This is a genomic window from Mangrovivirga cuniculi (genome assembly GCF_005166025.1).
Lineage (GTDB): Bacteria > Bacteroidota > Bacteroidia > Cytophagales > Cyclobacteriaceae > Mangrovivirga > Mangrovivirga cuniculi.
The window spans coordinates 3,733,626-3,753,749 of record NZ_CP028923.1; the positions used below are offsets into that span (position 1 = coordinate 3,733,626).

The 20,124-nt window shown below is 34.9% G+C and carries 9 protein-coding genes; 2 read left to right on the plus strand and 7 right to left on the minus strand.

Annotated features, from left to right (window positions below; translation table 11 throughout):
- Positions 1-25 precede the first annotated feature (25 nt).
- Together xrtK and DCC35_RS16450 are read left to right on the plus strand one after the other, a co-directional pair.
- Complete coding sequence (gene xrtK, locus DCC35_RS16445) at positions 26-559, plus strand: exosortase K (protein WP_137091838.1); 534 nt, start codon at positions 26-28, stop codon at positions 557-559.
- Entirely contained in the window at positions 543-3,359 is a 2,817-nt protein-coding gene (locus tag DCC35_RS16450) for an MSEP-CTERM sorting domain-containing protein (RefSeq protein WP_137091839.1), read from the plus strand. The genes xrtK and DCC35_RS16450 overlap by 17 nt, the downstream gene beginning before the upstream one ends.
- A gap of 128 nt (positions 3,360-3,487) precedes the next feature.
- Here DCC35_RS16450 and DCC35_RS16455 read toward each other — a convergent pair whose 3' ends face one another.
- The 7 genes from DCC35_RS16455 to DCC35_RS16485 all read right to left on the minus strand — a co-directional run bounded on the left by DCC35_RS16455 (position 3,488) and on the right by DCC35_RS16485 (position 17,834).
- Positions 3,488-5,794: a synaptonemal complex protein 1 gene (locus DCC35_RS16455; protein ID WP_137091840.1), complete on the minus strand. Its 2,307-nt coding sequence runs from the start codon at positions 5,792-5,794 to the stop codon at positions 3,488-3,490.
- On the minus strand, positions 5,791-6,558 hold the full coding sequence (locus DCC35_RS16460; protein WP_137091841.1) for a hypothetical protein: 768 nt from the start codon (positions 6,556-6,558) through the stop codon (positions 5,791-5,793). Before DCC35_RS16460 ends, DCC35_RS16455 begins: the two co-directional genes overlap by 4 nt.
- Before the next feature lie 776 nt (positions 6,559-7,334).
- Positions 7,335-8,489: a leucine-rich repeat domain-containing protein gene (locus DCC35_RS16465; protein WP_137091842.1), complete on the minus strand. Its 1,155-nt coding sequence runs from the start codon at positions 8,487-8,489 to the stop codon at positions 7,335-7,337.
- Positions 8,452-12,294, minus strand: coding sequence for a LysM peptidoglycan-binding domain-containing protein (locus tag DCC35_RS16470; RefSeq protein WP_137091843.1), 3,843 nt, complete (start codon positions 12,292-12,294; stop codon positions 8,452-8,454). Before DCC35_RS16470 ends, DCC35_RS16465 begins: the two co-directional genes overlap by 38 nt.
- Before the next feature lie 3,139 nt (positions 12,295-15,433).
- Entirely contained in the window at positions 15,434-15,790 is a 357-nt protein-coding gene (locus DCC35_RS16475; RefSeq protein WP_137091844.1) for a hypothetical protein, read from the minus strand.
- A 23-nt stretch (positions 15,791-15,813) separates the two neighbouring features.
- On the minus strand, positions 15,814-16,185 hold the full coding sequence (locus DCC35_RS16480) for a hypothetical protein (protein ID WP_137091845.1): 372 nt from the start codon (positions 16,183-16,185) through the stop codon (positions 15,814-15,816).
- The gene (locus DCC35_RS16485; protein WP_137091846.1) at positions 16,173-17,834 is read right to left on the minus strand and encodes a hypothetical protein; all 1,662 of its coding nucleotides are present in this window, start codon (positions 17,832-17,834) and stop codon (positions 16,173-16,175) included. The genes DCC35_RS16480 and DCC35_RS16485 overlap by 13 nt, the downstream gene beginning before the upstream one ends.
- Positions 17,835-20,124 lie beyond the last annotated feature (2,290 nt).

A 20,124-nucleotide genomic window follows, 5' to 3' on the forward strand; every position in this document is an offset into this window, starting at 1 on the left:
TTTTTATTTTTTTCAATTCTTCCAAATGATTAAAAGAACCAATTTGTTCTATTTCCTTATCGGTTTTTCAATCGTCCTGGTCATTAAATATAGCCTGAGATTTATGGAGCTGCCGCACCTGGAATTCCTGCTCTATCCGACTACTCAATGGATCGAGATTTTATCAGGCTCTCAATCTGAATTCATCCCCAGGGAAGGTTACCTGTTTGCCAATAGAAATTTCATCATCAACGAATCGTGCTCCGGCATCAATCTTTGGCTGATTGCCTCCTCCATGCTGATCTACCTTTTCTCGAAAATAAACTTAATGGGAATTAAGAAAATCGCAATGTTTATCCCGGCTTTTGCTATTGCATGGCTAATAACGATACTATCCAACGGATCCCGGATCTACATTTCTTCTACTTTCCAGGATCAATTGCTATCTGTTTTCAACTTATCGACTCACACTATACATGAATCGCTTGGGGTTGTAACCAATCTTACATTTCTAATCATCACTTATTTTTTAATTGAATACCTACTAATCAATAAATCAAACTATGAAAAAGCTGCTTGAAACTAAATGGATACTAATAACCAATACCGCCCCACTAATAGTACTCTTGTTATTACTTAACTGGGATTACCAGGTATTTAAATCAACTCTTTCTGAAGAAAACATTAAGATCTGGCAATGGACCTGGGGTATCATTATCGGTTATGGTATTCTGAACCTGATATTTTCTTACTCATCCAATAAAATGAAAAGAGGTCTCCAGGCGCTGATTTCTTTTATAAATATGTTGCTGGGGATCGGAATAATTTTCTTTGCATTCTATTATTCACATGACATTCACCCAGGGAGTATTCCGCTATGGATGACTAACAACTTTTTGGTTCTCTATTTCCCAACCTTCATCATGCCGACGATCGCTTACTCGATCTATTTGTTAATTATCTACTTTACTCCGAACCCGGAAGATAAAAAAGCCTGGAAGAGCTTTTTGATAGCATTAAGCGTTCCTTTACTATTTTATCTGCTTATCACATTGTTTATTCCTCTGTTAAAAACAAGTTTCAAGGATATTGATAATTATATTTATATACTTGGAGCAAGCATCGGCCCTGTAATTTTCTTGTTTTTCCTTTTACAAGGCTTTTATGTCCTGTTAAAAAACAAATCCGGTTTCTGGAAGAAAAATCAACTTACTATAAAAATCATTTTTGCGCTGATATTACCAATCGCCGGTCTGATCACTAATTTTGTTATTACCAATGAAGGATTCGAAACCAGGCGTCCGGGTGTTTTCGGAGATTTTCACCATTTTTGGTTTTATGCTCTAACTATAATCAACGGTATATTACTATGCGTAAATAACCCTCAAGATCGATCCAAAAGGCTGTTTCTTTTTCTACTACGGTGCATAACTTTCTCATTTACCATTTATTTCTTTCTGGTATTCTTACCATACATGCCATTATCTATCCTGGCTGTTATTTTAATCGGATTAGGCTTTTTAACCCTTACCCCGATAATTTTGATGCTATTGCATTCAATGACCATGAAAGAAGACTGGAATTACCTCAAGGCGTATTTTTCCAGAAAAAGGCTTTCTCTTTATGCGGTTGGTAGTTTTCTGGTTATCCCTATCGTACTTACTATTTACTTTGGTTTTCAACGGGTGAATCTAATGAATGCATTGGATTACGTTTACAATCCGGATTTTACAGAATCAAAAGCAATCGTATGGGATGGTCCATTAAAGAGTACGCTGGATAAAATTTATAAGGCAAAGTCAAACAGAAATTCGCTTTTCATGGGTTATAACCAACCTTACCTGAGTTCATATTATGACTGGTTGGTTTTAGATAACCTTGTATTATCCGACAGCAAGATTAAAAGGTTAAACAAAGCATTTTTTGATGAGGAAACCGACCTGCCCAATCGCAGACAACCTAATCTGAGGCCTGAAAATCCGGATATTAAAATTGAAAATGTGAAGGTTGACAGTGAATATGACCAAATAACAAAAACCTGGACCTCTACTATTGACCTCGAAATCAATAATACCTTAAATCTTAGCATGCAGGAATATTCAACCTCTTTTACCCTACCCGACGGGTGCTGGATCAGTGACTATTACCTGGATATTGAAGGTCGCAGGGAAAAAGGCATTCTAGCAGAAAAGAAATCCGCTTTTTGGGTGTATACGAATATTGTAAATGTCCGCCGAGATCCGGGAATACTTTATTACGAACATCGTAATGACATTTCTTTCCGGGTATTTCCGTTTGACAGTAAGCAAACACGAACTACCGGTCTGGAATTAATTCACAGTTCTCCAACGGAAATTATCATCGACGGTCATACCATTAAATTGGGTAGTGAACAGGTAATTACTACACCGGTGAGCTTTGATTCAAATGAAGACAATATCCGGATCGTCACAGCCAAAGAAAAACATACCTTAGAACGAATCAACAGACAGCCTTATTTGCATTTTATAATTGATTATTCAGCCAATTCACCAAAGCTGCCATACCAGGAGATCGTCGATGCGGTACTAAACAAACATTCATCGTGGACTAAAAAGGCAAAAGTGAGTGTGGTCAATTCCTCTATCGCAACCTTTGATCTTGATGAAAATCTTGAAAAGAATCTGTTATTTGAAGATAGAGAAGGTGGTTTTATGCTTGAAAGAGCAATGAAAAAGCTATTGTTTGATAATTATTCCAATCCTTCTGAGGAAATTCCGGTTTTTTGCGTGATCACCGATGATTTTTATGACGCTATCATAGATAAAAACAGTCTTTCTGATTGGAAATTCACTTATCCGGGAAATGATCTGTTTTATACTACTAATGGTGAAACGATCAATACTGAACGTCTTTGGAATGACTTAACTCATTCTTCAAGTGAAGATAAAAACTTTTATACCAGGAAATTAAAGTTGCCTAATGGTGAAACCAGGTATCTGAGAGATGACAAAAAAGATGAATTCGTCCTCCTCGATCCCTATTTTGAAATTGATGAGGATGATCTTTCAGGCAAAACAATCGAATCTGCTTTACTAATAGAGGGATTAAGACGTTCGGAAATTCTCTATCCTGAGGAAGCTGCTGACAACTGGCCAAACCTGGTTAAAGCGAGTTTCCAAACAGGCATCATGACTCCGGTTACCTCCTATATCGCATTGGAAAACGAAGCTCAAAAAGCAGCCTTACTTCGAAAGCAAAAGCAGGTATTATCAGGCAAAAAAGGACTTGATGCTGGTGAGGAACCTGATCAAATGAGTGAACCGACGTGGTGGTTCGTTGGAGGTTTGATGATTTTGCTTATTTGTTTTAGGAGGAAGAGGTTGGCGATTAAGGGTTAATCAAATTTCATGTGAAAATTTATAACTACCTAATTATCGATTCTCCCCCTGATATAAAACATAGAAGCTTATCCTAAATTTCTAATAACATATTAAAGATCAATTTACGGAATCAAATCAAAAAAAACTTAATTAGAACTACCCATACCTGGTTCATTTTTAAGTAAAAAGAATGAATACCCAAACTGTAACTGACTAAAATTAGCCGAGGTATTTCCTGCCTCCCAGAATAATCTGTATCGTAAGTACCATCTGCCATTTGATTTGGAAGGATTTGATGGTTGATAAAATACTCTTATCTCTGTATTGTGAAGTAACTTATCGCACCAATCATTAGAAAAGTTTTGATTGGAAATATCTTTTTTTGAAAGCTGTAAAAATTTGTCTGTATATATATTGAAATAATTTATTCGATATCCTAATTCTAACCCATAACGTTCATCGCCTTGAAATTTCACAGAGAATTCAGGAATAATTTGAAAAGAATTGACTTTGTATTCTTCAACATCAGCATTTAATACAAGTGAATCTTTTATGTTAGTAATCCCATATCTTATACCTAGATTTCCATATAGAGTAGCTTTTAAATAAGGAACATCTATAGTAAGATACTTCAACTTAAAGCCCATTGACAAAGCTTCATACCTTCGTAATTCAAGTGTAGAAGCATGCTTAATATTAAAATTTTCACCATTTAATATTTGCCGATTAAACTGTAATGGTAAATTCTTATTATTTTCCTCCAGTTTAGATAAAGTAATTGATGGTGTAATAGCTTCAAACCAACTGAAATTAACTTGAAAAAATTTACTTGGCCGATATCGAGATGTATTTAAAATTATCTCCTTTTTAACTTCGGTTTGAACTAAACCGTTTGGGTTAGTTTCATTAATTCCCACAAAATCTGTATATACCTCAGCTTCTAATATTTTTTTTGATGATTCCTTATATAAAACTTTCTTTGAAGTCTTGTTTTCTATCGGTTTATAAATAACAATTTGATCTTCTGGACTAAAATCATTTCGATCAACCTCCATTTTTTTATTATACAATTCTAATACATCTGTTAAATGGAGAGACAAGGACCTATTTGAAATAGCATAATTATTGAAAAAATAGATATTATTTAATTCTTTTAAATCCATTGTTCTAGAGAATCCAATTGGAATTTGGTTCTCAAAAATAATAGTACCAGAATTATTAAAATTATAAAATTCCGATTTCCTGAATGGCGTTTCAATCTTACCAAGAATCTCAATTCTCTTCATGTAACCATCATTTATCTCAAATTCTACTTCTTCAACCTTAAACCGCTTTAACCCGTCATTTACTTCTTGATTAGAAATATTCTTACTTTGAGATTGTATTTGATTATTTATTGTTTTCTGAGCTTGTGTTAAATCGTTTAGCCTTAAATTAACATTTGAAAAATTTAAATTTTCTGTTAAATGACTTCCATTATATGATTGTATTAAGCTATCCAACTCTTTTCTTTTTGACGAAATCTCCTCTAATAATTCAATTGACTCTTTAACAGAATCATCCTTCTTGAAACTATTAAGATATTTTTGTTCAGCAATTACTTCTTCTAATAAATCCGCATTCCCCAAACCCAACTCCTTATTTTCCAGTCGTTTACTCACAATAGTAGAATCGGCTGGATTAATTAACAAAATCGTATTACTGCTAATTTTATCTAATGGTTCTAATATCTCTTCTACTTGATTCAAAATTCCTAATTTCAAACTAATTGAATCTCTGGATTCTTTCATTCCTTCCAGTTGCTTATACATTTCATTCAATTCCCTTTTTGCCTTCCCGTTTAAAACATTAATAAATGCATTTAATGCATTTTTCTTGCCATATACCACCAATAAATCGTTAAAAACGGATGAGGATTCATCTTTAATTGTATATTTATCTTTTCTTATGAGCCTACTTTTGGTTTTTTCAAGAGTTATCCCATTATTAGACACCTTTTTATCACCCTTTTTAAGTTTATCTTTAAAAACAGTTCTTCTTTCTAACTGATCAACTGAAACATAAATGACTGGATTAAAGGTAACCTCTCCAGCTATAGGTTTATTTTGTTCTGTTACAATTGTCCGTTCATATGAGATATAATAATAAAATAACTTTAAAGCCTCTGTTTTTATTTTTTCTAAAACTTCCTTTCCCAAGGATGAATTGAGAGCTAAACATTTGGCGGTCACAAGTTTTACAAAGTTGTCCTTATCCATTATATTCAAGGAAAAAGACTGCTCGGAACTATTTGATTTATCAGTAATAGTAAATGAATAAACTGAATAAGGTGTAAATGATCCTTTAATTTCATATTTACCATCGTACAAGTCTAAATTCGGGTAATTTGACTGGCCCTGGACAGTGTATGCAGCTAAAAATATAAATACTACTAAAAGAATATTTTTAATCATCGCAATAGAAGATTTAGAGACATAGTTAATTTTTCTTGAACATTAGTTTTCGAAGTAAAGTCAATTTCCACTCTCTTTCTTATTCCCTTACTAATGTTTATGGTATCTGAAAATACATGGGTGGTATCATTGTTGAAATCTATCAATCCGCCTGTGTAAATACTATCCTGATATATTGTAAAATTTAATGTATTGAAAAGGGAAGATTTAAAATAGATTTTGTTTTGGTTTTCCAGGTTTCTGTATCCTAACAAAGGACCTATTTCAGCTATATAGGAACTATCTTCATCGTAATTTATCAATGCAAATTCTCCACCATATTCCCCTCCCGGATCGCCTGTTTGGGTAGCCAATATCTGATAATCCAAGTCGTACAACGAAAGATACTTTTCTCCAGGTAAGTTGTCTATTTGTATGGTATCTTTAAAGGTCTCATCGGGAGCAATCAACGAGTCTACTCGCTGGCTTTTGATAAACTGTAATGTGTTAAAGGTAAATTCACCATCTTTATCGGTTCCCATTAAAAGATATTGATAACCCTGAAAATCATCATTGCTATTATTGGTTAATTCAATTCTGGAAAAGATCGAATCTGACGATATATACTTTTGGATTATTTTGAATTGTGAAAGTCCCGGTTCGATAAAATCTACCTGACTTTCATTTTTAGGAAAATTTTCCAGATCAGTAAAATCTTTTTCAGAGCACGATAACAGAAGAAAAAACAAAAATATGCTTCTTAAGCTCTTTAATAAACTCCTCATTGTCTTAGTTGTAAATTATAAACAAATTCAAAATATATGTTTTGTTACAAAAAAACAAAGAAGTATTATATTTTTTATTAGTCAAATAGCTATTAATAATTTATTGAAATGAATACAATTAATAAGAATTTGTATGATCTGTCAACTCATTTAATTAATAAGGAGGAAAGGAAGAATTTTGTTTTTGAGATGGTGATGTGATAAGAAGGGCTTAGTTTAATCTGGGTAAAAAAGCTTACTTCAATTCTTCTTTATGAATGTGAATGAATTTTTCTTCCCTTCATTTTTGTCTTGACACAAAAACGAAGCAAAAAAGTCAAGACAATATCAAATCTCCATACACACGACCAACCCACCCCCTTGACGATCTCCTTGCGTCGATGTCAGGGTCTAAGACTCGGAATTTTGTCAAGCCCATCGCACCCTTCTAAGAATCAATAATTAAAAAATTAAAGCTTCGAATGTGCAGCCTCCGTTATTTTTACGTAACATATTTGATTTTATTGATTCAGCAATTCTCTTCGATCCTTGAGGATTTAGTGATACTTAGCTAAAACATCCTAATGTTTTCTCTGTGTCCTCTGCGTTCTCTGTGGTAAATTCTTAAACAGCTTGCTGTTTTTCATTGCGAATTCTGTGCCTTTGCGGTGTGTTTTTTTTACTTGCGAGTCAAGAGCAATCCTGTAAATCTTTGAATTCTGAAAATCCAGTTTCAGACAATTTTTTCTAATCCTATCATCTTATAAATCTTAAGCATCCTAGTTCAGACAAAATAATCAATCTATCCCATACCACTTATACCCTTTTCTAAATTGCTCCTCACTTACCGGGATATCGCTTAGAGGATTGCCTTCAATAACAATTGTACAAGGCTCTTCGCGCTCAACATCAAACATACCTTCGGGTAAGGTGGTGATGTTGTTGTATTCTACGTCTATAAAATTTAATTTCTTAAGTTTACTTAGAGAAGCTGGTAATGTCTCCAGCCTGTTTTCTTCGATATGAAGACCAGTGAGGTTTTTAAGATTGCCTATCTCTTCGGGTATTTCAGTAATTAGATTATTGCCTAATCCGACCGTGACAAGATTAGGTAATTCTGTGATCCATTGAGGGAATTCGGTAAGTCCACACCAATTTAACCCTAATCCTTGAAGGTTTTTACAGTTGCTTAAATCCGGTATTTGAGCTTTGAGTTTTGGGGAACCATCAAGTGAAAGATTTTCTAATTCTTCTACTTCAGCAAGATGAGGAGAAACATAGTTTAACTGATTATCAATCATCCATAATTCCTTTATTCGCATTTGAGAAACTTCATCTGGAATAGAATCAATTTTTGTACTTGATAATTTTAATTTAATTGGAAACTTTGATTCTTTAACAATAGGAAACTTAGATAATTCTGAATCTGTGGCTTCAATGAAATCTAATTCCTTCCAACTTTGTAAAAGTTCTATTGGGATTTCTTCCATATCCAAATGAGAAATTCCAAGAAAATTAACTTTTTTGAGTTCACTTAAAAATAAGGGCAGGCTTTTCAATTTGGTACTTCCAATGGAGAAATATTCAATGTTTTTCAATTCAACAATCCATTTTGGTATTGAATTAATCTCATTTCTAGCTAAATAAAAAAATTTCAATTTCTTGAAGACTCTCAATTCGATGGGCACCTTTTCCAAACCCATATCAATTAGCCAAACCCCTGTAACTCTACCTGTAAGAGAATCCACTTGATATTTCATTGCATCAGGTCTTGATACTATTTTCCTTAATTTAGACAAGGCTTTTATTTCCAATTTAATTTGAGTAGAATCTAAATTAGTCTGATATCTATCTGACTTTTTACTACAGTTAGTAAAGAAAAAAAATGATAGAGTAAATATTATTAATGAATAACTACCCTTCTTTCTTATAGTTGAAATAATCCCATTCATGTTTTCTATTGTCTTTATATAAATTAAATAATACAAATTCTTCAAATAAGTATAGATTAGTATCTACAAAGGATTCTGGATCCTTTATATCAGCATCCTCCATATAAAGATATTTCTGACTAACAGCTTCATTTGGTCCTCTTCCCAAAAACCTCCCAGCATCCTCCCGACTAATCGTCATCAAATTCACATGGTTCCAGTTGGTATCATTCCTGTGCTTAACAATTGGATCGAGGAAGTTAGCAAACAGTTCTTTAAGCTTCTCGCCATGTTTCCCCTTATAGATCTCCCACTTTTCGTTGGTAAATGGTGTATCTTTCTTTGGGTTTCTCCGTTCCTCATAACTTTTCCAGTAGGCATCGATGATTTCCCGCTCTCGCTGTTTACCCACCGCTCCACTGGTCATTCTTGCTTTCTGGGCCTTATCGTATGCCTTCTCACGTTTTTCTTTTTCATCCAGGCTGTCAGCCATTCCCATAAAGGCATTGTAAACGGTACTCACATAGCTTAATGTATCTGTTCCCGGGGCTTCGTTTAGCATGTATTCTACCGCTCCCTCAAATTTATAGCCTACTGAAGCATTCGCCACTCCATAAGCAGACGCTACCATTTTCTCCTGTCCGGCCTGAATCGATCCATACACCAGCGAACGCTTATATTGTAGCTTTGGCATCAGACTCTTTCCTTCTAAAACATAGTGCAGATTAAGCTTAAAACCCAGATCTCCATCTACGGAATTCCTGACTTTTCCTATGCCTTCTTCATACTCCATCTTCAACCGCTTATTCTCAGCTCCATAAATAGCTTTTGCGGTATTTTCCAGGTCCGCGATCTTCGCTTTCCCTTTCTGAAAGTTATCCACCACGGTATGTAGATCGCCGATCAAATTCTCCGAAATATCAAAATATGCATTTTCAAGTGCCTCTTGATGCTCTTTCTCTTTAAGCCTATTTGTCATTTTTTTCACAAAGCTTACTGACTCTTTTGCATCTTCGGTATCAAATTTCAAAAGCTTCATCAGGTTACCGATACCCAGCCTGAATTGCACATCTAAATACTTTCCTTCGTTATCTTTGTTTACCTGGTGTTGAACTTCTGAATAGGTGACCTGAACAAAATCTGATTGAAATAATATCACATTCAACTCTTCTCCTTTGACATTTCTTTCTTCGAGATATTCTCTGGATGCCTGCTCAGGTAAGGTGGTCGTTTCTGAGCTTCCTACATACTTTAAGCCTTCTACTTTCCCCGTATAAGAACGCTTGCTTTGAGCTCCCAATCCACTATTATGGCTGACTGATGTATTTTTGAGCTTTAGTAAACTATCATCTACGGTTCCCGGCACATAATGGGCTCCCCGAAGCAAATCACGGTTTTCTTTCTTATCCCAATAATCAATATATGCTGGCAGGTATTGTCCTTTTTTCAATAAAATCAAATATAAATCATGGTTGAGGCTTACGGCAAAATTTTCTACCGAATCATACCCTACTGTATTACCAAGGATCTTAAAATTTTGATTAAAAGCTCCCAATCCATTGATTCCTTCTTCTAACCTCAAATCAAGGGATGTGCTGATCCAAAACCTCCTGTCATCGCCAATTGATCCACTGATCGAGCCTCCAAGTCCGGCTTTAACATAAATCAGGAATATGAGCTCTCCTTTTATATAAATCTCTAAACCAAAGCTTATCGAACCAACTCCTGTTTTGTTATTACCTGTTATTATCGCTGTTAGTATTTCTGCCAGGTATTGTGGATTTACTTTTTCCGCATCAACATGAATGTTTTCTCCACTGTTAAAATGTACACCTTCGGGCATTTCTCCTACTTTGTACACTTCATTCCCAATAACCTCATAATGGTCAGTATAATATGCTCCGGCCTCCGGAATTGAAATAACTGTTCCCGGTTTAAGAATCAGTTTTTCGTTTGCCCCGGTAATGATCGATCCATCATTGTTAATTTTCTCCCATCCATTTTCATAGGTCAGTCCCTGAAGGTTTGTTTTGAATTTTTTAGCTATACCCATTGGATTATCACCACTGGCAACCACATAATAAAAAAGTTCTGCTGCATTCGCATTTTTAGATACCCGGTGGTGAATAACACTCCCCGGACTGAATTCTTTCCCGAAATCATTCGCCCCCCAGTCGTCTTTTACCAGGGCATATTGACCGGTGACATTTTCTCTGACTACCATCTTTTGCCCATCATAAAGTGGCATATTCAGATACTTCAGGGCTGAATTATATAGTTCTTCCTTATTTTCCAGATCATACAATGAATTACGTGAATGTCTCATGTATGCATCATTGACCGGCACAGAGGCTAACAACATTGGATTTGTATGAGGTACATTCGGTTCGAAATTCAACACCTTATCTTGTAGATCTTTATCAAACATCGGATAAGCCTCTTTGAACGCATTGATGTTCGCCGGAACCCCTCTTAACGATGCCAGTACAGCAAACAATTCTTTTATGTCTGGTTTTGTATGTTTTTCAGTAGGTGACAAGGCTGTTTGTGCCCTTTTTACCAGTGATTGAATGGAAATATTTTCCCATAATTCAACCTGAGCATTTTTACTGTCAAAATCTTGATGGGATGTATTAAGTGTTCTTTGATTATGATTGAGGGCTATTTGTTTTGTGGTATCGGATTTGAATCGAATTTTCAACAAATTATAAATTTCTTTTTTCCGCTCCACTTTTTTCTTATAGGTAGAAATTGATGCTTCAGTATACGTTCTAATCATCATAAAGCCCAATGTCTCATTCCAAAAGAAACTATCATGAATTGCTTCCTCCAGGGTTTCTCCTTCAGCTTCATAAAAACCCCTTTTTATCAGGTGTAGCATCAACGGATCTCCATCGATTTTTTTCAACAGTTCTTTCAATTCTGTATGACATTTCGGATAACCTTGATCTACTAGTGCAATAATTTCCCTGGTAGCCTCTTCAGCTGTAAATGGAATTGGTTTATTAACGATTCCAGCATTGGGTTCAACATATCGGATGTGGCCATCGCTAAAATATTTGATTACCGGTTCGCTTATAATATAGCCTTCACCAAAATTCAATATTTCTCCCACATTAAGGAACCGGGTTTCACCTTCCGGGTCAATGTGTTTATTTCCTTTTGTCAACTTCCAGCTATTTGCCATGGCTAGCTTTTCTGCTGTCAGCCCAAACCGTTCTCCGATGGAAGCAAAAGATTCCCCGGCTCCAACTCTATATTTTAAGACCTGTTCTCCTTCATTGAAAAAAGCTTTCCCATCAGCTTCTCCCATAAAAGATTGCTCTTCAGACTCAACTAATTTATCCAGGTAATGATCGATATTTTCGCCTTTGCCAAATCGATTAACAAATTCCTGATCATGTTTTTCTTCTGAAAGGGCATTGTATACATCATCGATCTGCCTTAGAATAAGGTCAGAGTCTCCTTCTAAAATACCATCATCAATTTTTTCACGCAGAAGTCTTAACGTCTTTTTCGAAATACCTACGAGCTCATTAGTATCACAATTTCTTATAATTGCTCTTGCCAGGTTATCTTCATTCCACCAACTTGCTTTATCAAAGATTGCCTTCAATAACTCAATATTATCCAGATGCCCATTTAACAGGTAGATAGCTAAACCCTCTATATTGTCATCATACTTCTCCCATAGCTTTTCAGCTTCTAATTCTTCATCTGAAAAAGGAGATGGATTGAAGTCGATATCTAATTCTACTCCAAGATTATTTCGTGATTGGGTTCCTGTAGAGGATTGTGCTTTTTTCTTCTGATCAAACTCGCTCATCAGTTGATAAAAAAATATGTTTTGTTGGTTGAAAGATTTGGAATAAACTAAAAAATCGGATTATTCATTCCATCGAGTAAATATAAAGGATTGAAGTTAATAATAGCAAGGAAAAGAGGGTGAGAGTGATGTGTGTAGAATTCAGGTAGTATTAATATTTAGATGACTGTGTGTCATTTTGATTATCTTGTGTGGTGAGCCGAAAGGTGAAATAGCCAGAGGAAATTTGTTTGTGAATGGTATAAATTTATTTGGTATAGTCAATATCCAACTGGTACGTTCTTTCTCTTTTGAATCTTCTATGTGATTTTTAAAGTCTTTGTTATTGTTCTTTTTTCTTGATAAAACCCGTGACGAAGCAAAGCTTGTCAGGGTCTCAAGAAATGGACCAAAAAAATCAAGACAATATCGATCATCCTAGCGCTCATTCCTGCCCACCCTCGGAATTTTATCAAGCCTACCGCGCCCTTATAAGTATCAACTTTTAAAAGATTGGGAATAGGAGGTGAAACCTTCCTTTTTTCTACGTAAGATATTTGATTTTATTGATTCAGTAATTCTCTTCGATCCTTGAGGATTTAGTGATACTTAGCTAAAAACATCTTGATGCTCTCTCTGTGTCCTCTGTGGTAAAGATTTAAACAGCTTGCTTTTTCCTTAGCGATCTCTGCGTCCTTGCGGTGTATTTTTTACTTGCGAGTCGAGAGCAATCCTGTTTATCTTTGAATCTCGTAAATTCAGATTCAGACAGTTATTCCTCTTCATTTTTGTCTTGACACAAAAACGAAGCAAAAAAGTCAAGACAAAATTGATCCTCCTGATCCGCCAACCTTCCCACCCTCGGAATTTTGTCAAGCCCACCGCACCCTTCTAAGAATCAACAATTAAAGAATTGAAGCTTCGAATGTGAAGCCTCCCTTATTTTTACGTAACATATTTGATTTTATCGATTCAATAATTCTCTTCGATCCTTGAGGATTTAGTGATACTTAGCTAAAAACATCTTGATGTTCTCTCTGTGTCCTCTGCGTTCTCTGTGGTAAAGATTTAAACAGCTTGCTGTTTTTCTTTGCGACCTTAGCGTCTTTGCGGTGTTTTTTTGTTTTCAAGTCAGGGGTAATCCTGTTTATTTTTGAATCTCCTTAATTTTGATTCAAACTGTTTTCTCCCCTTCATTTTTGTCTTGATATAAAAACGAAGCAAAAAGATCAAGACAAAATTGATCCTCCTTTCCCTAATTCCTCCCCACTCCCGAAAAGCAGAGTGAGTGTGAGAGTGAGAGTGGAGAATTATTAAATTAAATTGGAATTATAGAGATCTAAAAATACTGTTAGTTAAAAAACTCTGTGCTCTCTGAGTCCTCTGCGGTATAAAACCTAAACAGCTTGCTGTTTCCTTTGCGCCTTTGCGGTGTGTTTTTTTTAATTTTCGAGTCGAGAGCAATCCTTTTAATCATTTAAAATCAAGGTAAATCCCGGTTCTATAATTTCTAGTCAAAATCCAACTGGTATGCTCTTTCTATTTTGAATCTTCTATATGATTTTTAAAGTCCTTTTTATTGTCCTTTTTTCTTGATAAAAAATGGACGAAAAAATCAAGACAATATCGATCCTCCTAGCGCTCATTCCTGCCCACCCTCGGGGTATTGCCATTCCTACCGCGCCCTTCTAAGTATCAACTTTTAAAAGATTGAGGCATCGGATGTGAAACCTCCCTTTTTTCTATGTAAGATATTTAATTTCATTGAGTCTGTAACTCTCTTTGAACCCTGCGAAATCGGTGTTGCTTAACTCAAACATCTTGATGTTTCCTCCGTGTTCTCTATGCTCTCTTTGATATAAAGCCTAAACAGCCTGCTGTTTATCTCTGTGTTCTTTGCGTCCTCTGTAGTAAAATTAGCAGCTTGCAGTTTTTTCCAATATGTCCTAATGCATCAGGGGCTATGGATTTGCTGTATGTATTCGAAAGAATCTCATAGTTTCCTAAAATCTCAATTATTAGTAGCCGTTTACTTCCGTTTACTAATGTCTATATATTTCCAAAAATTTGACTTCTTTTTCAGGACATCGTATAATTGAACTCTTAAACGCTATGCCTAAATACAAATTAACACCTCCAAGAATTGTCATGTTTCTGATTCTCTTATCAGTAGGATCTTATTTATTTTTAACAGGGGAATTCAAGAAATTAAACACATACCAAACTGTATTAACTATATTTTTATTTATCGCATTAACTGTACTTGTTTTTGATAAAATCATATCCTATTTCAAAAAATAATCATCTTTCTATATTTAAATAATATAAAACTGCTAGTTCAAATCTTCTGAAAGGTCTGAGTAATCTTTATCTATCTTTCTTCTCGATATTCTTATAAGCTATTGAAAAATTCGATCTAATCTTGGCAGATACTGATATCTTCGAGATGCAGTCAACCAATTCCTTCCCTATTTAATGTTAAGAACAAATTGCATCAGCAATTTCCTCCGTGCTCACTGAGTCTCTCGTGACGACCTCATGCGTCGGTGTCAGGTTATGAAAATTTACGGTGTGTTTTTTATTCGAGTCAAGGGCAATCCTGTTTATCTTTGAATCTCGTAAATTCAGATTCAGACAGTTATTCCTCTTCATTTTTGTCTTGACACAAAAACGAAGCAAAAAAGTCAAGACAATATCAAATCTCCTGCCTCATAAACCTCCCCACCCTCGTGATATTGTCAATCCTACCCCACCCTTCTAAGAATCAACTTTTAAAAGATTGAGGCATCGGATGTGAAACCTCCCTTTTTTCTATGTAAGATATTTAATTTTATTGAGTCTGTAATTCTCTTCGAACCCTACGAAATCGGTGTTACTTAACTCAAACATCTTGATCTTCCTCCGTGTTCTCTATGCTCTCTGTGGTATAAAACCTAAACAGCTTGCTGTTTACTTAGCGATCTCTGCGTCCTTTGTGCTCTCTGTGGTAAATAATATAAACAGCTTGCTGTTTTTCCCATGACAATGAATGTCAGGGTTTTTGACTTAGCGATCCCGTGACGATCTCCTAACGTCGATGTCAGGATCTATCGATTTGTGGTGCATTTTTCATTTGTTATCCGAGTCAAAGAGCAATCTTGGTTAATTACAATCCCAACATTTATTCAAATCCCTCATCTGTAAGTATGAAATAGTATCTTCCAGATGATAATTCAATCCAATTATTTCGTTCAAAAAAATGATTAGTTTTATTCTGTGCATTATCATATGCAGGATGCCTGTAAATCAGGGTATCTTTTACTTCCTCCTTAATAAAAATCACTGAATCTACAGTAGTTATCCCTCCGCCTCCAGTATAAATATCTTGGCCTATATCTATTTCCAATGGTTGAGCCCGATTTATTCCAGAATTATAACTATCCCATAAAATATTTTCTGAAGTATTGTTCTTCACATAATATTTTGGTTCATCTGAATTATGAGGTTCGATCACACATGAAAAAAAATGAAATGACACCAAAAATGCTTAGTATCAACTTCCTATTCAAAATCCTCATCGGTTAATGTATAATAATAATTATTGTGTTCCTTTTTAACCCAGCTTGAGGTATTAAACACATCATTTGCGACATTAGAATTACTGCCATTTACAAACTTAATTGTATCAAGTGTATTAATCTTAATAAAAACAATTGAATCAATTTCAAGAATTCCTCCGCCTCCGGTGTATTCTTTTCCATTTATTTCAATAGTTAAATAACGGCTCTCGATTCCATCATAGCTAGTTTTATATTGGATACCTGAAGATGTTTTATTCAAGAAGTAAAATTCGATTTCATTAACATTATGAGGTGTAATATCGCATCCAACTAAAATAAATAAACTCAATAAAATATTAATTATTTTTCCCATTGGTGAAAATAGTTTATTAGGTTGTCTTTTTGTTTTGGTCGTTTTTGAATCAGATTATCTCGCCATTCTTTCATAGCTGTATTAGTCTTATTAGAGTTTACTCTCTTTAAAGAATAAAAAATTTCTGAGAGTGTAAAGTTTTCAACATCATCATAAACGTCACATTCTAGTCTATTTGGATCAAATTCATTTCTACTATCAATTAAATCTCTAATTAATACTAATGGATATCCATCATCAATCATATCTTGTAAACCAACACCATCAAGGCTTGCCCAACATTTCCCATATAATTCTGGTAATGATTTAAACTTTATTTCATAAACTTCATAAGCAACACCAGACGCCCAGGCCTCTCTTACCATCTTCTTAGAAAACATCATATTCCATGTTTTAGTCGGAACCCAGTCTCCAACTAATTGCCAGTGCGCTGCATGTCCCAGTTCATGGATGACTGTTGAATAAAGAATATTATAACCATCGTGTTTATTACCAACTCGAATATCCGAAAAGACCCATCTCCCAAGACCTAATGTTGGGTATTCTGTAATCTGGTGCAACATATTCATTGAGCCACAATTATTTTCGGCACAAGCTCTGAATTTGATATCATTCGGAGGTCTTCCTATATTAAATTCTGGTGCCCAAATATAATGATAATCATAAACCCCTCGCATTATCGTTCCCCATAAATAGGATCTGCTACCCTTGTGTGACCTGTATTCCCATCGACCACTTTTCTTAGGACCATCTAAAAATGCCGGTCCGAATCCAACCGCTACCGGTTTTAAGGATGCATGGTGATTAGAATATTTTATACCATAATTCACTTCTCTATTTCCACCAAAAATATGTTTAATAACAAACTCTCCATTTTCATTAGTATAGGCTGTTTTAATTTTAAACCATTTTCTGGCCCTTGCTTTTACTTTAGGTACACCATCATAAAATTTACCATCTCTATATATTTTACCACTGTATGGATTTTCAATCAATATTTGACCTCTGGGACATTTATCGCATTCTCCTGAAGGTCCTGATCCCACTCCACAGTCCTCTTCAATAGGAACAATATCAGCGTAATTTTCTGTAATCCTCATCGCTTCGTTTACTAAATATGGTTGAAGACATTCATCCATTGGATTTATTATTCTACCCCCAGGAGTATGACCAGTTTCATCAGGAAGGAATAGATTATCCAGAACTTCATACTCTATTTCCGGAAACTTATAATCTGCTAATACTACAGTGTATTGAAAAGTTGGTTGATCTAAAGGGATCGAAGGATCATGATATGGGGTCTCTCCTGAAAAAGTTCTTTCCCTGTCTAACGGATACGTATATAACTCAAGAAGCGAATCCTGTAAAAGGAGATCTAATTCAATAGAATCCTTGGGTGAAAATCTGACATAATAATGAGTGGTTGTGATATTAACACCTTCTAAGTTAAACCTACCGGATTGAGATAATTCTGGTTTAACGTTCTCCCATGCTTTTTTCATGTTTTCTACTGCATACGGGTTCTTCAGTTTTTTACCAAAAATATTTTCCTTTTCATCCTTTTTAAGGATATCCTCATCCTGGCAGGAATTAAATACCAGGGTCGCAAATAAACATAAGAATCCCAGGCGACAAATTCTTCTAATCATAGTTGATAAACTTTTTAATTATGTAAAAATGGAATTCCGCAATAAGGGTTATCCCAGAATTATTGTTTTGGTTGATGGCACCAAAAGTAATATTCACAATCTGAAAAGTCGGACTAATTGAGATATTTAGTCGTTAGTAAACGGAAGTAAGCGTTTGTTATCAGGCAATAGGAAGATAAACCCCTCTCTTATATTGATTCCTATCTTAAATAAAGTAGTCATTTTTTGTCTTACTATTGACGAGGCTGTCGCTTTTCAGGATCCTAGTGTCAAAACAATATTGCCCCGGAAAGCAGAGTGAGTGTGAGAATGAGAGCGGAGAATAATCATATTAAATTGGAGCTATAGAGATCTAATAATACTGATAGTTAAAAACTCCTTGCTCTCTGAGTCCTCTATGGTGAAATAAATAGCTTGCTGTTTTTTCTGCGATCTCTTCATCCTCTGTGGTGAAAAACCAAAACAGCTTGCTGTTCCTTCGTGTCCTTAGCGCCTTAGCGGTGTGTTTTTTCTTCGAGTCAAGGGTAATTCTGTTTATCTTTGAATCCTGTAAATTCAGATAAAGATAATTATTTCTCCTTCACTCTTATAAAATTTCGGTATCTGAATTAATTCTTTTTGTCCTAAATATCCTATGCCGGATTGGATCAACAAGATATAAAGCCAGGCCTACTTCGATCATAGGTAGAGATAATCTAATGAAGAGGTCTCCATATGCTATTCTCTCTGATTTAAATACTGATAGTAAGTCTATATTAAAAGCATTGGTTAAAATATAAAAGCTGATTAGAATAATAGCGAAGTATAGAAAGCAAAAAATCAAACATTGCATTTTTCCCCTAATCTTATGAATGATTAGTTGAATAATAAATCCAATAATTACAAAAAACGGAAGTAGACAAAGAAATAAAGGAGAATAAACCGATGAAGAATCTTCATGGAGGAAGGGCAAAATTGATAGAGTAATGATTAATGCCATAAGCAAAAAAGACGCTATTGTCGCACCTATATAAGTTAGTATATCAAAAAGTATTTTCATTAGTATAAAAAATTGATGTTGATAAATTCGGGGTAATAATAAGGTTTTTTTTTGTGGATTGAAAGAGGATTAAGATGGGAGAGTAGGGTGTTTGTTTAATGGTGAATTTTTCCTTTTTGAATCTTTAGATTAAATAGTGGATTATATCTTTTATCTCCTTTTTTCTTGATAAAAAATGGACCAAAAAATCAAGACAATATCGATCCTCCTAGCGCTCATTCCTGCCCACCCTCGGGATATTGCCATTCCTACCGCGCCCTTCTAAGTATCAACTTTTAAAAGATTGAGGCAAAGAATGTGAAATCTCCCTTTTTTCTATGTAAGACATTTAATTTCATTGAATCTGTAATTCTCTTTGATCCCTGCCGACTCGGTGTTACTTAATTCAAAAATCTTGATGTTTCCTCCTTGTTCTCTGTGCTCTCTGTGGTAAAACAAAACAGCTTGCTGTTTCCTTAGCGATCTCTGCGACTTTGCGGTGTATTTTTTCTTACGAGTCAAAGGCATTCCTCGTCGCCCTGGATCGTGTCTCCACAAACCGGTTGATTTGAAGAGATTCTTTTAAGAATGTGAAATATTTTTCTTTTAAATCTTCTATGTATGATGTTAAATATTCTTTCTCTTCATTTTTGTCTTGACACAAAAACGAAGCAAAAAAGTCAAGACACTATCAAATCTCCTGCCTCACAAATCTCCCCTCCCTCGTGATATTGTCATTCCTACCGCGCCCTTTTAAGTTGCATTTTATTAAAATGAAATAATTATAATTTTATTGATACTCGTTTTCCGAACCTATTGTGACAGCTTTTCTTTATGTCCTAAGCTTCCAGACGACGATCTCCATTCTTCGATGTCTGGATGAACTGTGACTATTAAGAAGAATTTCCACTGCGATTGATATTAAAACAGCTTGCTGTTTTCTCCGTGTTCTTTGCGTCCTCTGTGGTGAAAAAACAAAACAGCTTGCTGTTTCCTTTGCGATCTCTGCGTCTTTGCGGTGTATTTTTTTTCTTGCGAGTCGAGAGCAATCCTGTTAATCTTTTTTAATCATGGTCAATCCAAGTTCTCCAATTTCGAGTCAAGCATACCAATAACCAACAACATAATCTCCAATAACTATTCATCTAATCTCTAATAACTTTCACTGAATAGCCTTACACAAAATATAGACTGAATGAAGAATTTAAGTCTTAAATAAAACTCAAACCCCTATTGGAATATAGTCTTCAAACTAATACTTTTGTTTACTTC